The sequence below is a fragment of the Actinosynnema sp. ALI-1.44 genome (genome assembly GCF_001984155.1).
Classification (GTDB): domain Bacteria; phylum Actinomycetota; class Actinomycetes; order Mycobacteriales; family Pseudonocardiaceae; genus Kibdelosporangium.
In genome coordinates, this window is record NZ_MTQO01000051.1 from 192,019 (window position 1) to 208,188 (window position 16,170).

Consider the following 16,170-nt stretch of genomic DNA (forward strand, 5'->3'; position numbering starts at 1 on the left):
ATCCGGCCCGGCTATCGCGATCGGACAGATGAAGCACCCGCTTGTAGCCGCCGGGTGTCTGAGCCGTGTCAGGGCTGTGTCAGGACTCTCGACGACTGTTCGTCACAACCCACCACGGAAGGAATCCGATGAGCCAGACGGTCAACGTCCCGCACGGTATGCCCAGGGAACGCGACGCGGGCCCGTTCGTCCCGCCGAGCCAGCTGACCCGGCTGCGCGAGGCCCGGCCGGTCAGTCCCATGGTGTTCCCCGACGGTCACGAAGGCTGGCTGGTCACCGGGTACGACGCGGTCCGCCAGGTGATGGCCGACACCCGGTTCAGCTCCCGGGGCGACATCGGCATGCTGCACGAACCCTTCGAAATTCCCGGGATGCCTGCCTTCGCCGAGCCGGCCCCGCCGCCGCCGGGCATGTTCATCGCGATGGACCCGCCGGACCACACCCGGCTGCGGCGCAAGCTCACCGGCGCGTTCACCGTCAAACGGATGAAGCAGCTCGAGGAGCACATCGTCGACATCGCCGAGCGGCAGCTGGACCAGCTGGCGCGGCTGACCCCGCCGGTCGACCTGGTCGCGGAGTTCGCGCTGCCGGTGCCGTCGCTGGTGATCTGCGAAATGCTCGGCATCGACTACGCCGACCGGGAGACGTTCCAGGTCAACACCAACAGGTTCCTGGACACGAGCCTGCCGTTCGACGAGAAGATCGCCGCGTACGGCGCCCTGGCCGGCTACCTGGCCGAACTGGTCACGGCCAAGCGCGCCGAGCCCGGCGAGGACATCCTGTCCGACCTGGCCCGGGACGAGGACCTGTCGGTCGAGGAACTCACCGGCATGGCGTTCCTGCTGCTGCTCGCGGGGCACGAGACCACCGCCAACATGCTGGCGCTGGGCACCTTCGCGCTGCTGGCCCACCCCGAGCAGATGGCCGAGCTGCGCGCGAACCCGGACCTGGTGCCCGACGCGGTCGAGGAACTCCTGCGCTACCTGGCCATCGCGGACACCTTCTACCGCTACGCCACCGAGGACATCGAAGTCGCCGGTGAGACGATCACCGAGGGATCGACCGTGATCGTGTCGCTGCTGGCCGCCAACCACGACCCGCAGCGGTTCGACAACCCGGACACCCTCGACATCCACCGCAAGGCACGCGGGCACATGTCGTTCGGCCACGGCGTGCACCAGTGCCTGGGCCAGCAGTTGGCCCGCATCGAGATGCGCGCCGGGTTCGCCGGGCTGCTGCGCCGCCTGCCGGACCTCGAGCTCGCGATCCCAGCCGACGAGGTGAAACTGCGCACCCACATGCGCATCTACGGCGTCCACGCGCTGCCCGTCACGTGGTCGGGCGGCGAGGGCTGAAACCGCCCGGCCGCACGGGAAAACGATCACCGCGCGTCCCGAACACCGGGGTGTCGCGGTGATTTCCAAGCCAACTGGCCACGATGTCACCTTCTGACGCCGAAATCCCGCGACCCACCCGGAACAGGCCGTCCACGATCGGGTGGTTTCGCCCGTTGGGGTGGCAGTCGTATCCTCTGCCCGGTATTCCCGGGTTCACCCTGTTTCGACCAGGTCACCGCTCGGGGAGTTCCGGCGGAGACAAGGGAGGAACGACCGAATGCTTGACGGTATCCGCGGCACCGTGCGGACCACGGCGGGGCGCGTGGTGGACAGGGTGACGAAACGGCTGGTCCACCAACTGGAGCCGGTGATCCGGCGTGAGGTCGACCGGACCATCCAGGCGCTGACCGAGGCGGAGTTCCGGGCGCGCCGCGACATGCTGGCGGTCGGTGAGCGGGACGCGGCGCTGGCGGCGGCGAAGTTCGTGGACGCCAACATGCCGGTGGCCCGGTCGTTCAGCGACCCGGAAAGCACGCTGCGCTACGCGCTGGAACTCGCCCCGTCCGACGGCATGGCGTTGGAGTTCGGCGTGTTCCAGGGCCGGTCGCTGCGGATCATCGGGGCGACCCGGTCCGGTGAGGTGTACGGCTTCGACTCGTTCAAGGGCCTGCCCGAGGACTACCGCTCGCACGTGCGCGAGGGCGCGTTCGCCATCGACGGCCTCCCCGACGTGCCCGGCGCGGAACTCGTGGTCGGCTGGTTCGACGACACGCTGCCCGGCTTCATGGCCGAGCACCCGGGCCCGGTCAGCTTCCTGCACGTGGACGGCGACCTGTACTCGTCGACCAAGACCGTGTTCGACCTGGTCGGCCCGCGCCTGCGGGTGGGCTCGATCGTCATCTTCGACGAGTTCTTCAACTTCCCCGGCTGGGAGAAGCACGAGTACCGCGCCTGGCAGGAGTTCCTGTCGGCCACCGGCACCGAGGCCACCTACGAGGCGTACACGATGAACAACGAACAGGTCGTCGCCCGCATCACCAAGCAGGGCAAGTTCGACTGAACCGGCCAGCCGGGTGCCACGCGTGACTAGACGAACGATTCCTCAGCGAGGCTCACGCCGCCGCGCTCGGCCGCGGTGAGCACCTGGCGGGGCACGTGCAGCGGCGGCAGGCGCAAGTACTGGCGGTAGCCACCGGCTCGAAGCCTGATGTCGAAGTTGTGCCCTTCGATGTGCCACTGCGGGTCGGGGTTCCTGTCCGGTGAGCCGGTGCGGTGGACGTGGTCGATCTCGAGGAGGTCGTTCAGGCCGTCGAACTCGGTTGAGATGTCCCACGCGTCGAACACCAGGGTCGCTGGGGTCACCCAGAAGGTGAAGTGCTTCTCCGGCCGCACCGGGTTGACCCAGCCGACGATGTAGTCCAGGTCGAGCGACAGCCGGACCGGTGGCCACACTTCGCCTGCGCTGTCCGGTGTGCCGTCGGTGATGCTGATGGCGTGGATCCGGCAGTCGTGCCACCCCATGTCCGCGTAGTCCGCGTCTGTCCATGTGGCCTTGGACAGACCGGATGGCGGGTGCACCGGAGTGATCATGGCTCGGATCATCCCAGACACCCGCCGCTCCGGGACAGTACGCCAGGGTGTCACGGGCGGTGCATGCGTTCCCACAGCGTGGGCCACGGGTCAGAAGGCTTGCCGCACAACCACACCGGCACGTTCTGGTTGGCCACGTCCGCGTCGATGTCAAGCCGCACGACGGACACCTGGCGAACCTCGCCGAAGAACCCGCGCAGCCACACAGCGTCGCCGCCGACGTAAAGCACCTGCGTCGTCTCGTCCGGTGGACGGCCGGTGTACCAGTATCCCCGTTCCGGCCCGTACGCCCTGGGCAGTCCGCGTTCCCGGCCGTACACGTCCAAGGCGCTGGCCTGCCAGTAGCTGTCGCCCATCACGGCGGTGCGGTCGCGGTCCGCCGGTGGCAGACCCCGGTAGGCCGCCGCCGCTGTGTCGGCCAGTTGGGGCCAGCCGTAGCTGCCGCTGGCGACGAAGTCCACGAGTCCGACGCCGGTGAACCCGGTCGCCGGGCGAACCGGCAACGCGAGATAGATCATCAACGGTACGGACACCGCGTACACCGGCCAGGTGGGCACCCACCGCCACCACCGTGCCGGGCCGCGGCGTTCGATCGTGACCGCGGAGGCGGCGAACAGCACCGCGTAAAGGCCTGCCACGTAGTAGTACCGGCTCGCGACGACCAGGAACGCCAGTGTCACGAACACCACTGTCAGGCCCAGCAGCCGGTAGCGGCTCAGCTGCGGCGTCCGCAGCAGCGCGTACAACCCGTGGCAGGCGAGGAAAGCGCCGACGAACAAGCCGGATGCCACCAGGGCGAACGGGATCATCGCCGCCTGCCCGCCGAACATCCGCGAGTTCTGCTCGGCCGTCACCTGTTGCATGAGGAAGTACGGCCAGCCGTTGTCCACCTGCCACAGCAGCGCCGGCACGGTGGCCAGCACGGTGATCGCCCCGCCCGCGGCCAAGGCCGGACGGCTGAGCAGGCGGCGCGGCCCGGCGATCAGCGCGCCCGCGGCCAGCGCCAGCCAGAAGAACACGATGAGCCACTTGCCCTGCATCGCGACCGCGGAGACCAGCCCTGCGCACAACAGCAGCCGGTCGCTCCCGGTGCGCAACCACCGCACGATCAGCCAGCTGACCAGGGTCCAGCAGAACGGGTCCACTGTCGAGGTCGCCAGCAAGTGCCCGGATCCGAGCAGGTGCAGGGAGAGCGCGTACGCCCCGGCCGTGAGCACCTGGGCCTTGCGCGCGCCGCCGAACTCCCTGGCGATCAACGCGGCGAGCACCACCCCGCCGCAGGTGAGCAGCATCGGCAGGATCCGGAAAGCCACGACGGAGCCGGGGAAGGCCGTGTCGAGCAGCCTGGCCAGTCCGGGCAGCAGCCACGGGTTGTCGGCGTAACCCCACGACCAGTGGTATCGGCCGGTGGCGAGGAAGTACAGCTCGTCACCGAAGTAGCCGAACCGGCCGATGACCGCCAGCAGCGCGACGGCCACCGCGCCCGCGATGGCGAGGACAGGACCTCTGGCGAACGGGGGGACGGCCACGCGCCGCTCGGACTCGACCGGAACGTCCAGTGTGGACACCGGGTCAGTCGCCCGCTTCGGCGTAGCGGGCCCGGCACTCCGCACGCCGGACCTTGCCGCTGGACGTGCGCGGCAACTCGCCGGGCTCGATCAACACCACCGAGCGCACGGCCAGTCCGTGCTCGCTGGACACAGCGGACCGGACCGCGGCCGCCACCGCCGTGGTGTCCACCTGCTCCGCGGTCAGCTGACGAGCCCGTTCGGCGACCACCATGGCGTACTCGCCCTGCTCGCCCGTGACCGAGAAGGCGGCGACCGCGTGCCTGCGGATCGCGGGGTGCGCGTTCTGCGCTGTGTACTCGACGTCCTGCGGGTAGTGGTTGCGGCCGTCCACGATGATCAGGTCCTTCAACCGTCCGGTGACGAACAGGTCGCCGTCCAGCAGCACGCCGAGATCGCCGGTGCGCAGCCAGCCCCGGCAGCCGGGGTACGGCTCCACCGGCTGGCCGTCCTCGTCGCACGGTTCGGCCCGGAACACGGCGGCCGACTCGGCGTCGGGTTGGCCCCAGTACCCCTGGCAGACGTTCGGCCCGCTGGTCCAGATCTCGCCGACCCGCCCGTCGGGCAACACCCTGTGCGTGGCCGGGTCGACCACACGCACCAGTTGGTCCAGCGGCTGCCCGGCGGACACGAGGGTCGCGCCCGACGCCACCTCGATCGCCCGGCCCGCCGCGAGACCGGCCCGGTCGAACGTCCGTGCCTTCGGCGGCTGCCCCGCCGGGGACGACGACACCAGCAGCACCGCCTCGGCCAGCCCGTACCCCTGGCGGAACATGCTCGGCCGGGCACCGCACCCGGCGAACCTCGCGTAGAACGAGTCCACAATAGACGGAACGATCGGTTCGCTGCCGTCGCCGAACAGCGCCACCTCGTCCAGCCGCAGCCCTTCCAGGTCCTCGTCGGTGGTGCGTGCGGCGGTGTAGCCGTAGGCGAAGTTGGGCGCGACGGTGATCGCCGCGCCCGCGCTCGCCATCAGGTCCAGCCACCGCACCGGGCGGGTGAGGAACGCGATCGGGTCCATCAGGGTGGACGACAGCCCGCCCATCAGCGGCGCGGCGATGCCCACGACCAGCCCCATGTCGTGGAACAACGGCAGCCAGCTCACCACCGCGCCGCCAGGCGTGCCCTCGTAGGCCCGCACGGTCTGGGTCGCGGCCGCGGCCACGTTGCCGTGGGTGATCATCACACCTGCCGGGTTCCTGGTCGATCCGGAGGTGTACTGCAGGTACGCGAGATCGTCCGGCCGCAGCGGTACCGGGTCGTACGCGGCACCGGCTGTCTCCGGCACCATGTCGACCGCGACCAGTTGCGGCCCGGTCAGGTCGCGTTCGACCAGGAACTCGTCGACCGCGTCGGACTGCCGCCGGTTGGTGAGGATCAACGCGGGGGAGCAGTCAGTCAGGACGGCCGCCAGCCGCGACAGATGTCCCGGCAGCGGAGACGGCTCGAACACCGGCACGGCGACCAGCCCGGCCCGCAGCGCGCCGAGGAACGCGATCACGTACTCCGCCGACTGCTCGACCAGCACGGCGGCCCGGTCGCCCCGGTTGGCGCGTCGCTGGCACCACGCCGCCACCGCGGTCACCTTGGCGTCGAGTTCCCGCCAGGTCAGCGATGTGTCCGTCCCGGCGGGGTCACTGGTGTAGTCGACGAAGGTGAGCGCTCGTGCGGCGCCGCGTGTCTCGGCCCAGTGCGTCAACCTCGCCGTGAGGCTTTCGGTGCCCGCGCTCATCAGATCGAGGTCGGCCGCGCCCGGGGTGTTCGAGATCGTTGTCATGGCTTACCCAATCCGTTCGTTCAGATGCCCATACCGGCGGCGAGCAGGGGCCAGGACCGTTTGAGCGCGCGTTCCCAGTACGGCCAGGTGTGCGTGCCCGGCCCGTAGTAGTCCGCCGTGACCGGGATGCCGCTCGCCTGCAGCTTGTCGGTGAACGACTTGGAGTTGCCGAACGCCATTCCTTCGAGGATGGCTCCGGCGGTCGGCGGGGCGTTCGGGCTCTCGAGCGGGCCGGGATTGCCGTCGCCGGAGGACACGTAGAGCTTCGTGCCGCGCAGCTTGTCCACTTTGTCGTAGGGGTTGTGGTCCATCCACCGCGCTCGCTGCGACCACGGGTCGCCCCACAGGACTCCCCAGATGAAGAAGCCCTGCGCGATCATGTTCAACTGCGTCGCCTCGGGAATCGGGGGCATCAGGACGTTGATGGCGCCGCTGTAGGACGCCGCCGCGCCGAACATCCCCGGGAACCGGCTGGCGTACTCCATGGCGCCGTAGCCACCCATGGACAACCCGGCCACCGAGCGTTTCGTGCCCGCCTTGTAGCCGCGCTCCAGGATCTGCCGGACCTCGGTGGTGTGGAAGGTCGGCCAGTCGGGTTTGTTCGAGAACCCGTAGTTCCACCACTGGGTGTACATGCCGATCGCGCCCGCGCTCGGCATCACGATGATCGCCTGCTTGTCCGCGGTGAACTGCTTGACGTCGGTGTACTGCGTCCAGGACTTGTACTCCTGCGCCTCACAACAGCCGTGCAGCAGGTACAGCACCGGCCATGTCCGCGTCGCGTCCTTCGACCAGCCGGACGGTACGAGCAGCCGCACCATGCCTGTCCCCGGTAACGCGGGTGTCTGGATTTTCAGGTCGATGGTGCGGTCGTCGATCCTGGTCTCCTCGATGACCTTCGCCCCGTCGTCGGCGACGGCCGGGGCGGGCCCGGCGGCGGCCTGCTGCGCGGTGACCGGGATGACGGCGGCGATGAGCATTCCGGCGGCGAGCGCGGCGACTGGGAATCGAGGGCGGTGCCGGGTTCTTGTCATTGCTTCCTCATTTCCTCGGAGATCCGGTCGGCGACGATCGCGACGTGGGGCGGATCGATCACCGTGATGTGGTCGCCGGGCACCTTGACGACCTCGAGGTGCGGGCAGAACTCGTCCCAGCCGAGCGCGTCGTCGGTCCGCAGGTAACGCGGGTCGAGCGTGGTGGTCAGCGGGTGCGGGTCCTTGGCGCGGAACAACAGCACCGCGTCGGGGTAGCGGCTTGGCTGGTACTGCTCGGAGATCCGTGCGTCCACATAGGAGGTTCGTTGGTGTTCGAGCACGGCGGCGCCCATGCCGGCCACGCGTTCCGACAGCCGCCGCATGACCAGTTCGTCGCGCTCCCGTTCCGGCAACGCCACCAGCGTCTGCTCCGGCAGCCCGAGGTCCACCTGGTAGACGCGCTCGATGTAGTCGACGAACCGGCCGAGCCGCCGCCGCAGCGCGTCGTCCGGTGCCAGGTCCTCGTCGGGCAGGGGGATGATCGTGTCGATCAGGAACAGCAGTTCGATCTCCGCGCCCGCGGCACGCAGCTGTCGTGCCGTCTCGAACGCGAGCAGCCCGCCGAACGACCAGCCGCCGAGCCGGTACGGCCCGTCGGGCTGCCGCGCACGGATCAGTTCGACGTACCGCGCCGCCTTGGCTTCCACCGTGTCCAGGTGGTCCAGACGCTCCATGCCGTAGCAGGTCACGTCCGGGGGCAGCAGCCCGACGAGCGGCCGGTACACCGCGGTGGGACTGCCCGCGGCGTGGAACAGGTACAGCGGCGGGCTCGTGCGGTGTCGTCCGCCGCCGAGCAGACGCATCGAGTCGCCGGTGCCTTCGAGTTCGGCGCGCAGCACGTTGGCGACGCCGGCGACGGTCGGCTTGGCGAGGAGTTCGCCCGCGGTGATCGTCCTGCCCAGTTCAGCCGAGACGACGGCGGCGAACCGGTGCGCCGCCGCGTCGTCCATTCCGGCGTCGGCCAGGGGCCCGTGCACGTCGGTTTCCTCGTCGGTGCCCAGTACTTGGCGCACGGCTCTGGTTACCCACCGTTCGGCGAAGTCCCGGCCGCCCGGCCCGGCCCGCCGCGGCGCGGGGACGGTTGTTTTCGCCGTGTGCAGCGCGTCCGCAAGGTGGTCGGCCAGATCGGCGAGGCTTGCCCCGCGCAGCAACAGTTGCAGGGGGAGGGTGACGCCGAAATCCCGCTCGACGGCACCGCGGGCACGCATCGCCAGCAACGAATCGAGGCCGAGCGAGGTGAGCGGGGCGTAGGGGTCGAGCCGTTCGGCGTCGAGCCACATCATTTCGGCGACCATCGCCACCAAGTGGTCGCGCATCGCGACGCGGGCCAGCTCCGGGTCATCGGCCGCGAGCGCACGCAGTGTGGTCTGTGCGGCCTGCTGCGTGCCGTCCTTCTTGCCGGACGCGACCAGCGTGCCGAAGAACGGTCGCTCCGCCAGCCGTGGGAACAAGTCCAGCACGGTGTCGACGTCCAGGCGGGTGATGGCTGTCTGCTCGCGTCCGGACGCGAGCACGGCCGACAACGCGGCGATGCCCTCGTGAGGCGGCATCGGCTCGAGGATCGGGTTGTTCTTGCCCGCCGCGCCACCGATCTCGGCCCACGCACCCCACTGGATCGTCGTCGCGGGCAGGCCGTTGGCTCGCCGCCACGCGGTGAACGCGTCCAGCCAGGCGTTCGCGGTGGCGTAGGCGGCCTGACCGGGCGAACCGAACAGGGCGGCGGCGGACGAGTAGGCCAGCCACCAGTCCAGCTCGACCCCGGCGCACGCGTCGTGCAGCCGCAGCGCGCCCTCGGTCTTGGCTCGCCACACGGCGGGCAGGTCATCGGCGTCCATGCCGAGCACCGAACCGTCAGCGAGCACACCGGCCGCGTGCAGCACGCCCCGCAACGGGCTGCCGTCGCGCGTCGCCGCGCGTACCATTTGCTCAGCGACACCGGGATCGGCGATGTCCCCGGTCACCACCTCGACCGCGACGCCGGACACCGCGAGTTCCTCGATCACGGCCAGCACCGCGGCGGACGGTGCGCTGCGTGCCGACAACACGAGCCGGGTGGCGCCCGACTCGGCCAGCCAACCGGCGGCCGCGATGCCGAGCCCGCCGAGCCCGCCGGTGATCAGGTACGCGCCGTCGCGGACGACCGGGCGCTCGGTGGCCAGCTCGGCACGGGCCAAGGTGTGGGCGAAGCGTCGGCCGTCGCGCCAGGCCACCTCGTCCTCCGGTTGGTCGGCGAGCAACTCGCGCACCACGGTCCGCTCGGTGGCTCGGTCGTCGAGGTCGACCAGGGTCGCTCGCAGTTCGGGGTGCTCGTAGGCGAGGACCCGGACCAGGCCGCGTAGCGCGGCGAGGCCGGGGCGCACGGTCTCGCCCGGCACAACCTCGTTGGCTCCCTTGGCGATCAGCCATAGCCGTGACGGTGTGCCGTCCATCCCGGCCAGCTCACGGACCACGTCGGCGACGGCGATCGTCAAGGCACGCGCGGCGTCCACCTCGGTGGGCGAGTCCGGGAGGTCAGGCAACACCACCACGCCACCGGCCACAGGCAGGTCGTCGCGCTGGCTCATCGGGAATGCGACGGCATGGTGGCCGCACTCGGCCAGCAGGCCGACCAACGGAGCCGGGTCCACGCGATCCGCGTGCACCACAACCCAGTCCGTTGTGGACGACACGGCGTCGGCGGGCAGTTCGCTGGGCGTCCATTTCGCCTCGTAGGCGAGCATTCCCGGCAGGAACGGGATGTCCGCGCGCGCGGTCGCCGTCCACTCGACAGCCGAGATCTCGGCCAGCGCGGCGCCGTCCGCGTCGAGCAGTTGAACCGTGCCCGCCACCACCGACCGCGTGGCCGCGCGCCGGAGATTGCCGGTGACACGTACCCGGCCTATCCGGTTCGTGCGCCACACCTGGCCGTCCGGCTGGGAGGACAGCGCGCGCAGGCACTCCTCACCGAGGGCGGGATGCACCGTGAAGCCGCCGCGTCGAGAATGATCCACAGCGGATACCGCCGCGCCGGGGATCGGGACCAGGGGCGTCGCCGAGTCTGTGGCGACGGCCGAGGCGCAGCGCCGCCATTCGCTGCCGAACTGGGCGAACACCACCAGTTCGAGATCGCCATCCCGCGTCGGCATCGCCGACACGGACACGTCGGTGTGCTCGGCCAGCGGCAGAACCTGGTGCAGCACCACATCGCGGAGCTCGTTGGCGGGCATGGCGGCCGCGAGCATCAGCTCGATGAACGCGGCCGCGGGAAGGACCGGCACACCGTGCAGGGAGTACTCGGCCAGCCACGGGTGTGCGGCCAAGCCCACCTCGCCCGGCCACACCTGCTGCTCGGTCCCCGGCACCCGAACCCGCATACCGAGGAACGGATGTCCCGCCCGGCCTTGCGACGGTGCCGCGTCCGCCCAGTACTGCCGGTGCTCCCACACCGGCGGCGGCAGGTCGATCACCACGCGGCTGGGGTAGCGCGTGCGGAGGACCTCCGCCGGGCCGTGCACGCTCATGGTGGCCAGCGCGCCCGCGAAACCGTCGCCCGTGCCGTCCGGGTCCCGGCGCAGCGTCGGGATCACGGTGACTTCATCGTTGGGATCACTCGCGGTCTGCTCGATCGCCACAGCGGTCACCGGATGCGGGGACACCTCCAGGAACAGCCGATGCCCGTCCGCGATCGCGGCCGCCACAGCCTGGGTGAACCGAACCGGCCTGCGCAGGTTCGCCGCCCAGTGGCCCGCGTCGAACGACGGCCGTTGCCGGGGGTCTTGCAGCACACTGGAGTAACACACGATGCTCGACGGGATCGCGTCCGGTGTCGGGCGGAGGTCGGCCAGAGCCGCCGCGAGCCGGTCGAGCACCGGGTCGATCGCGGCGGAATGCCCGGCGACCCCGGTCGGCACGATCTTGGCCAGCCCGCCGCGTGCCGCCACATGGTCGACCAGCGCGGCCACCTGCTCGACCGGACCGCTGACCGTGCACTGCGTCGGTGCGGCGTACACCGCGACGGTGACTCCGGTGAAGACCTCGGTGAGCTGGTCCAGCTCGCCAGGGGAGAGCTCCACAATGGCCATCGCCCCGGCGCCCAGTGACTGGAGTTCGTCCAGCAGCGCCGTGCGGTGCACCATCACACGCAACCCCTCGGCCGGTTCCAACGCGCCGACGACCACCGCCGCGGCCACCTCACCCATCGAGTGGCCGATGACCGCTGCCGGGCGGACCCCGTGCGCGCGCCACAGCCCCGCCAGCGCGACCTGCATGCCGAACAGGGCGAGTTGCCAGTCCGACAGCGGCTCGGCCGCCGCGTCGAGCCCGTCGAGCAGGGCGGACAGCTCGACACCAGCGACATCGCGGTACACGCGGTCCAGTTCGGCGACGGCATCGGCGAACGCCGGTTCCTCGGCCAGCAACCGCCGCGCCATACCCGGCCACTGCGAGCCGTATCCGGAGAACACGAACACCGGGTCACGCCGGACAGTCGGCTGGGCGTCCGCGAGCCGCCGGAGCCGGTCACGCAACTGGCCGAGATCACGTGCCGCGACCGCGGCCCGCACCGGTGCGCCGTCGTCCTCGGCGTGCGCCAGCGCGGCGGCGACGACGCCGATGTCCTGATGTCCTTCGGCCCAGTCGGCCAGCGCACGAGCACGGGCGCGCAGCCGCGCGGGGGAGCGGCCGGACAAGGCGACGACCTCCGTGCGTTCCGCGCCTCGGCGGGCCCCGTCCCCGACCGGCTGCCACTCCTCCAGCACAAGGTGCGCGTTGGTGCCGCCGAAGCCGAACGAGGACACCCCGGCCCGCGCGATCCCGGGGTAACGCGGCCACTCGGTGTTCTCGGTGACCACCTCGAGCCGGGCACTCGCGAAATCGATGTGCGGGTTGGGCGAAGTGAAGTTCAGGCTCGGTGGGAGGCGCGAGTGCCACAGGCTCAGCACGACCTTGATCAGCCCCACGATCCCGGCCGCGCCTTCCAGGTGACCGAGGTTGGACTTCACCGATCCGATCAGCAACGGCCGTTGCGCGGGCCTGCCCTCGCCGAGAACCGCCGCCAGCGCACTGGCTTCGATCGGGTCACCGAGCGACGTCCCCGTGCCGTGCGCCTCGACGTAGTCCACCGAGTGCGTGCGCACCCCTGCCTGCTCGTACGCGCGCCGCAGGACTCGTTGCTGTGCGACGGGGTTCGGCGCCATCAACCCGTTGGACCTGCCGTCCGAGTTGACCGCGCTGCCCTTGATCAACGCCAGCACCCGGTCACCGTCACGCCGGGCGTCGGCGAGCCGTTTGAGCACCACGACGCCACATCCCTCGCCGCGTACGATGCCGTCGGCCGCGGCGTCGAACGGTTTGCACTTGCCGTCGACGGCGAGCAGTCCTTCCCGCTGGAAACTCGCCGTGATCATCGGGGACAGCAGCAGGTTGACACCGCCGACCACTGCCGTGCTGGCATCTCCCTCCACCAGCGCCCGTACCGCCAGGTGCGCCGCGACCAGGGAAGACGAACACGCGGTGTCGACGGTCAAGCTCGGGCCGTGCACGCCGAGGGCGTAGGACACACGATTGGCCGTCACCGACGCCGCCGCGCCCGTGGCCGACCCGGTGCCGACACCGTTCAGGTCCAGCATGGTCAGCTGGGCGTACTCCGTCGCCGACAGGCCGACGAACACCCCGCAGTCGGTGCCGCGCAGGGATTTCGCCGGGATGCCCGCGTTCGCCAGCGCTTCCCACGTCACTTCGAGCAGCAGCCGCTGCTGCGGGTCCATCACCTCGGCCTCACCGGGACCGATGCCGAAGAACTCGGCGTCGAATCCGGCGACGTCGTCGAGGAAGCCGCCGTGCCTCGGCAGGTCGTGGTCGGCGACGTCCGGGGCGAACCTTTCCCACCGCCCGGCGGGGACCTCGCCGATGCTCGCCCGGCCGCCGGTGAGCAGGTCCCAGAACTCGGCAGGCGTTGCCGCGCCGGGCAACCGGCAGGCGACGCCGACGACCGCGACGGTGGCGTCCGCAGGGGTGTCCACAGGGGACGCCGCGGGTGCGGGGGTTTCGGGTCCGGTCGCGAACGCCTTGGCCAATTCGGTCACCGTCGGCGCGGTCCACACCAGTGTGCTCGGCAGTTCCCGGCCGAGCAGTTCACCCGCCTCCGCCGCGATCGTCACCGCGTCACGCGACGAGACGCCAAGGTCCCGCAACGGCCGGTCCGCGTCCCGCTCGGTGACCAGGCCGTTCGTCACGGTGGCGAGCCGTTCGACCAGCCACACCCGCCACTCGGCCTCGCTGTTCATAGTGCCTCGCCTTCCTTGGCCAGCGCCGACTTCACGGCAGGGACGGGACGCAGAACCACGAGCGCGAGCACCGCGCCCAGGAGTTGCAGCACCGCCGCGACCACCAGCCCCGCGGCGTAGCCGGTGCCCAGCGCCGGGCCGGGGGCCACGCCCTCGGCGATCTCACCGGCCCGCACGGACGTCAGCACGATTCCGATCAGCGCCACACCGAACGCGCTGGACAACTCCCTCGACGCGGTGAGCACGCCGGAAGCCGTCCCGCTGTCGTCCTCGCCGATCTTCTCCAGTGCCTGTCCGGTGATCGGTGCGGTGAACGCCGACCCTGTCCCGGCGAGCACCAACCCCACCAGCCGGGCAGCCATCGTGCTCTCGTCGTTGACCACGGCGAGGTGCGCCAGGCCCACGGCCAGCACCAGCAGCCCGAGGCACACGGCGCGATGCGGCCCCAGCGCCCTGGTCACCGCCGGAACGAACGGGGTCGCGCAGACCACCGCACCGGCGACGACCACCAGCGGCAACCCGGCGGCCTCCGGCCCCATCCCCAGGAAGTCCTGGTACAGCAAGGGGGTGAAGAACACGATCCCGCTGATCCCCAGTCCCCACAACAGGACCAGCGCGTTCGCCCCGAGGAAAACCCGGTTGCGCCACAACCGCACGGGCACGAGCGGGACAGCGGCACGCCGTTCCCACCCGACGAAGGCAAGCAACCCGACCAGCCCGGCGCCACCGAGGAGGACAGTGGTGGCGATGCCACCCGAGGTCACCACGGACGCGGTGAGCAGCACCAGGCTTGTCGTCACCAGCGCCGCCGCGCCCACGCGTACCGGCGTGTCACAACAGCTCGACTCGGCTGGATTCGTGCGCGCCAGCAGCAACCACACCGCCCCCACGAACGGCAGGTTGCTCAGGAAGATCCAGCTCCAATGCAGGTGCTCGGCGAGCGCGCCGCCGAGCCACGGGCCGAGGGCGAGCGCGGCGGCCAGTGCGGCGGTCCACACCGCGATGGCGACCGGGCGCCGGGGTTCTGGCAGTTCGGTACGGATCAGGCTGAGCGTCCCCGGCACGATGAACGCGGCGGCGACACCTTGCGTCACCCTGGCCGCGATCAGCAGCTCAGCCGATCGCACGACACCGCCGAGCAGTGCTCCGGCCGCGAACACGACGCACCCCGCGAGCAGGACGCGCCGACGGCCAAGCCGGTCGATCACCGCACCGGCGGCCAGCAACAGCCCGGCGTAGGGCAGCATGTAGGCGATACCGACCCACTGCAGCGTGGACAGGTTCAGCCCGAGTTCCCTGCCGATCGACGGCGCGGCGGCCGCGACGATCGTGTTGTCCAATGTGGTCACGAACCCGACGAGCGCGACCACGGTCATCAGCGCCGAAACGCTGATGCCGCTGTTCGCCGCGGTTGGTCCTGGCCGAGCCGGAGTGGTGCTCATGCCGCCACACGCCGGACGCCGGACAGCGGCCTGCCCCGGCGAGCGGTGCCGAACGGCGAACGGTGCCGGGGCGGCAGGGCGAGCCGGAAGATCTTGCGCCACACCTTGCCGACCTGGCGGCCGAGCGGGCCGGTGGTGTAGGTCAGCCCGTAGCGCTCGGAGATCTCCCGCACGCGTGGCGCGATCTGCTGGTACCGCCGCGCCGGGATGTCCGGGAACAGGTGGTGCTCGATCTGGAAGCTGAGGTTCCCGGCGATGATGTGGAACAGCTTCCCGCCGTCGATGTTGGCGGAGCCGAGCATCTGCCGGTAGTACCAGTGGCCGCGTGTTTCGTCCTCGCACTCCTCCTCGGTGAAGTCCGCGACCCCGTCGGGGAAGTGCCCGCAGAAGATGATGCTGAACGCCCACAGGTTGCGGACCAGGTTGGCCACCGCGTTGCCCGTCAGGGTGGCGATCGCGCCGGGACCGCTCAGCAACGGGAACAGCACGTAGTCCTTGAGCGCCTGCTTGCCGCCCTTCTCCCACATCCGGCGGCGCAGCGCCTTGGTGTCCGACCACTTGCGCCGTCCACTGAGGATCCGGTCGAACTCCAGGTCGTGCAGCATCACGCCCCACTCGAACGCGATCATCAACACGAACGCGTACACCGGGTTGCCGAGGTAGTACGGACGCCACCGCTGGTTGTCGACCATGCGGAGCAGGCCGTAGCCGATGTCGCGGTCCTTGCCGAGGATGTTGGTGTACGTGTGGTGCACGTAGTTGTGGGTGTGCCGCCACTGCTCGGACGGGCACACGGTGTCCCATTCGAACATCTTCGAGTTCAGTGCCGGGTCGCCCATCCAGTCGTACTGGCCGTGCATGACGTTGTGGCCGACCTCCATGTTGTCCAGGATCTTGGAGATCGACAACGCCGCGGTTCCGGCGAGCCACGCCGGTGGGAACCAGCCCGCCCACAGCAGTGCGCGCCCGGCGAACTCGAACCGTTGCTGCAGCGCGAGGATGCGGCGGATGTAGGCCGCGTCCTGCTCGCCGAGGTCGTCGGCCAGTTCCCTGCGGAGCGCGTCGAGCTCCCGGCCGAGCTCGTCGAACTGCTCGGGCGTGAGCTGCGGGATGCGGGCTCGGGTAGCCATTGTCGCCGTCCTTGTCGGTTGTGTTCTTC

General features: G+C 70.5%; 9 protein-coding genes. 2 read left to right on the forward strand and 7 right to left on the reverse strand.

Annotated elements, in window-relative coordinates; genetic code table 11:
• The first annotated feature begins 128 nt into the window (after positions 1 to 128).
• Both ALI144C_RS36080 and ALI144C_RS36085 read left to right on the forward strand, forming a co-directional pair.
• Positions 129 to 1,355 (forward strand): cytochrome P450, encoded by a 1,227-nt coding sequence (locus tag ALI144C_RS36080; protein ID WP_076991713.1) that lies wholly within the window; start codon positions 129 to 131, stop codon positions 1,353 to 1,355.
• 259 nt (positions 1,356 to 1,614) lie between these two features.
• Positions 1,615 to 2,397, forward strand: a complete 783-nt coding sequence (locus tag ALI144C_RS36085) for a class I SAM-dependent methyltransferase (protein ID WP_076991714.1) — start codon at positions 1,615 to 1,617, stop codon at positions 2,395 to 2,397.
• A 26-nt stretch (positions 2,398 to 2,423) separates the two neighbouring features.
• On the opposite strand, the gene ALI144C_RS36090 is transcribed toward ALI144C_RS36085, so the two are convergent.
• From ALI144C_RS36090 to ALI144C_RS36120, 7 genes are read right to left on the reverse strand one after another with little or no spacing between them, the layout of a single operon-like run.
• Positions 2,424 to 2,927, reverse strand: coding sequence for a hypothetical protein (locus tag ALI144C_RS36090; RefSeq protein ID WP_076991715.1), 504 nt, complete (start codon positions 2,925 to 2,927; stop codon positions 2,424 to 2,426).
• Between the two features lie 50 nt (positions 2,928 to 2,977).
• Positions 2,978 to 4,495: an ArnT family glycosyltransferase gene (locus ALI144C_RS36095; protein ID WP_168211433.1), complete on the reverse strand. Its 1,518-nt coding sequence runs from the start codon at positions 4,493 to 4,495 to the stop codon at positions 2,978 to 2,980.
• Positions 4,496 to 4,499: 4 nt separating this feature from the next.
• Complete coding sequence (locus ALI144C_RS36100; protein ID WP_076991716.1) at positions 4,500 to 6,272, reverse strand: fatty acyl-AMP ligase; 1,773 nt, start codon at positions 6,270 to 6,272, stop codon at positions 4,500 to 4,502.
• A gap of 20 nt (positions 6,273 to 6,292) precedes the next feature.
• Positions 6,293 to 7,306 carry an alpha/beta hydrolase gene (locus ALI144C_RS36105; RefSeq protein WP_076991717.1) on the reverse strand — a complete coding sequence of 338 codons (1,014 nt, stop codon included), beginning with the start codon at positions 7,304 to 7,306 and terminating at the stop codon, positions 6,293 to 6,295.
• Positions 7,303 to 13,569: a type I polyketide synthase gene (locus ALI144C_RS36110; RefSeq protein ID WP_076991718.1), complete on the reverse strand. Its 6,267-nt coding sequence runs from the start codon at positions 13,567 to 13,569 to the stop codon at positions 7,303 to 7,305. The genes ALI144C_RS36105 and ALI144C_RS36110 overlap by 4 nt, the downstream gene beginning before the upstream one ends.
• Complete coding sequence (locus ALI144C_RS36115; RefSeq protein WP_237774487.1) at positions 13,566 to 15,011, reverse strand: MFS transporter; 1,446 nt, start codon at positions 15,009 to 15,011, stop codon at positions 13,566 to 13,568. The genes ALI144C_RS36110 and ALI144C_RS36115 overlap by 4 nt, the downstream gene beginning before the upstream one ends.
• Positions 15,008 to 16,141: a fatty acid desaturase family protein gene (locus ALI144C_RS36120; protein ID WP_083753687.1), complete on the reverse strand. Its 1,134-nt coding sequence runs from the start codon at positions 16,139 to 16,141 to the stop codon at positions 15,008 to 15,010. Before ALI144C_RS36120 ends, ALI144C_RS36115 begins: the two co-directional genes overlap by 4 nt.
• Positions 16,142 to 16,170 lie beyond the last annotated feature (29 nt).

Excerpts from the sequence above, each read along its gene's own strand:
- ALI144C_RS36100 (WP_076991716.1), bottom strand. The coding sequence starts at position 6,272 with ATGACAACGATCTCGAACACCCCGGGCGCGGCCGACCTCGATCTGATG.
- ALI144C_RS36120 (WP_083753687.1), bottom strand. The coding sequence starts at position 16,141 with ATGGCTACCCGAGCCCGCATCCCGCAGCTCACGCCCGAGCAGTTCGAC.
- ALI144C_RS36085 (WP_076991714.1), top strand. The coding sequence starts at position 1,615 with ATGCTTGACGGTATCCGCGGCACCGTGCGGACCACGGCGGGGCGCGTG.
- ALI144C_RS36115 (WP_237774487.1), bottom strand. The coding sequence starts at position 15,011 with ATGAGCACCACTCCGGCTCGGCCAGGACCAACCGCGGCGAACAGCGGC.
- ALI144C_RS36080 (WP_076991713.1), top strand. The coding sequence starts at position 129 with ATGAGCCAGACGGTCAACGTCCCGCACGGTATGCCCAGGGAACGCGAC.
- ALI144C_RS36110 (WP_076991718.1), bottom strand. The coding sequence starts at position 13,569 with ATGAACAGCGAGGCCGAGTGGCGGGTGTGGCTGGTCGAACGGCTCGCC.
- ALI144C_RS36105 (WP_076991717.1), bottom strand. The coding sequence starts at position 7,306 with ATGACAAGAACCCGGCACCGCCCTCGATTCCCAGTCGCCGCGCTCGCC.
- ALI144C_RS36090 (WP_076991715.1), bottom strand. The coding sequence starts at position 2,927 with ATGATCACTCCGGTGCACCCGCCATCCGGTCTGTCCAAGGCCACATGG.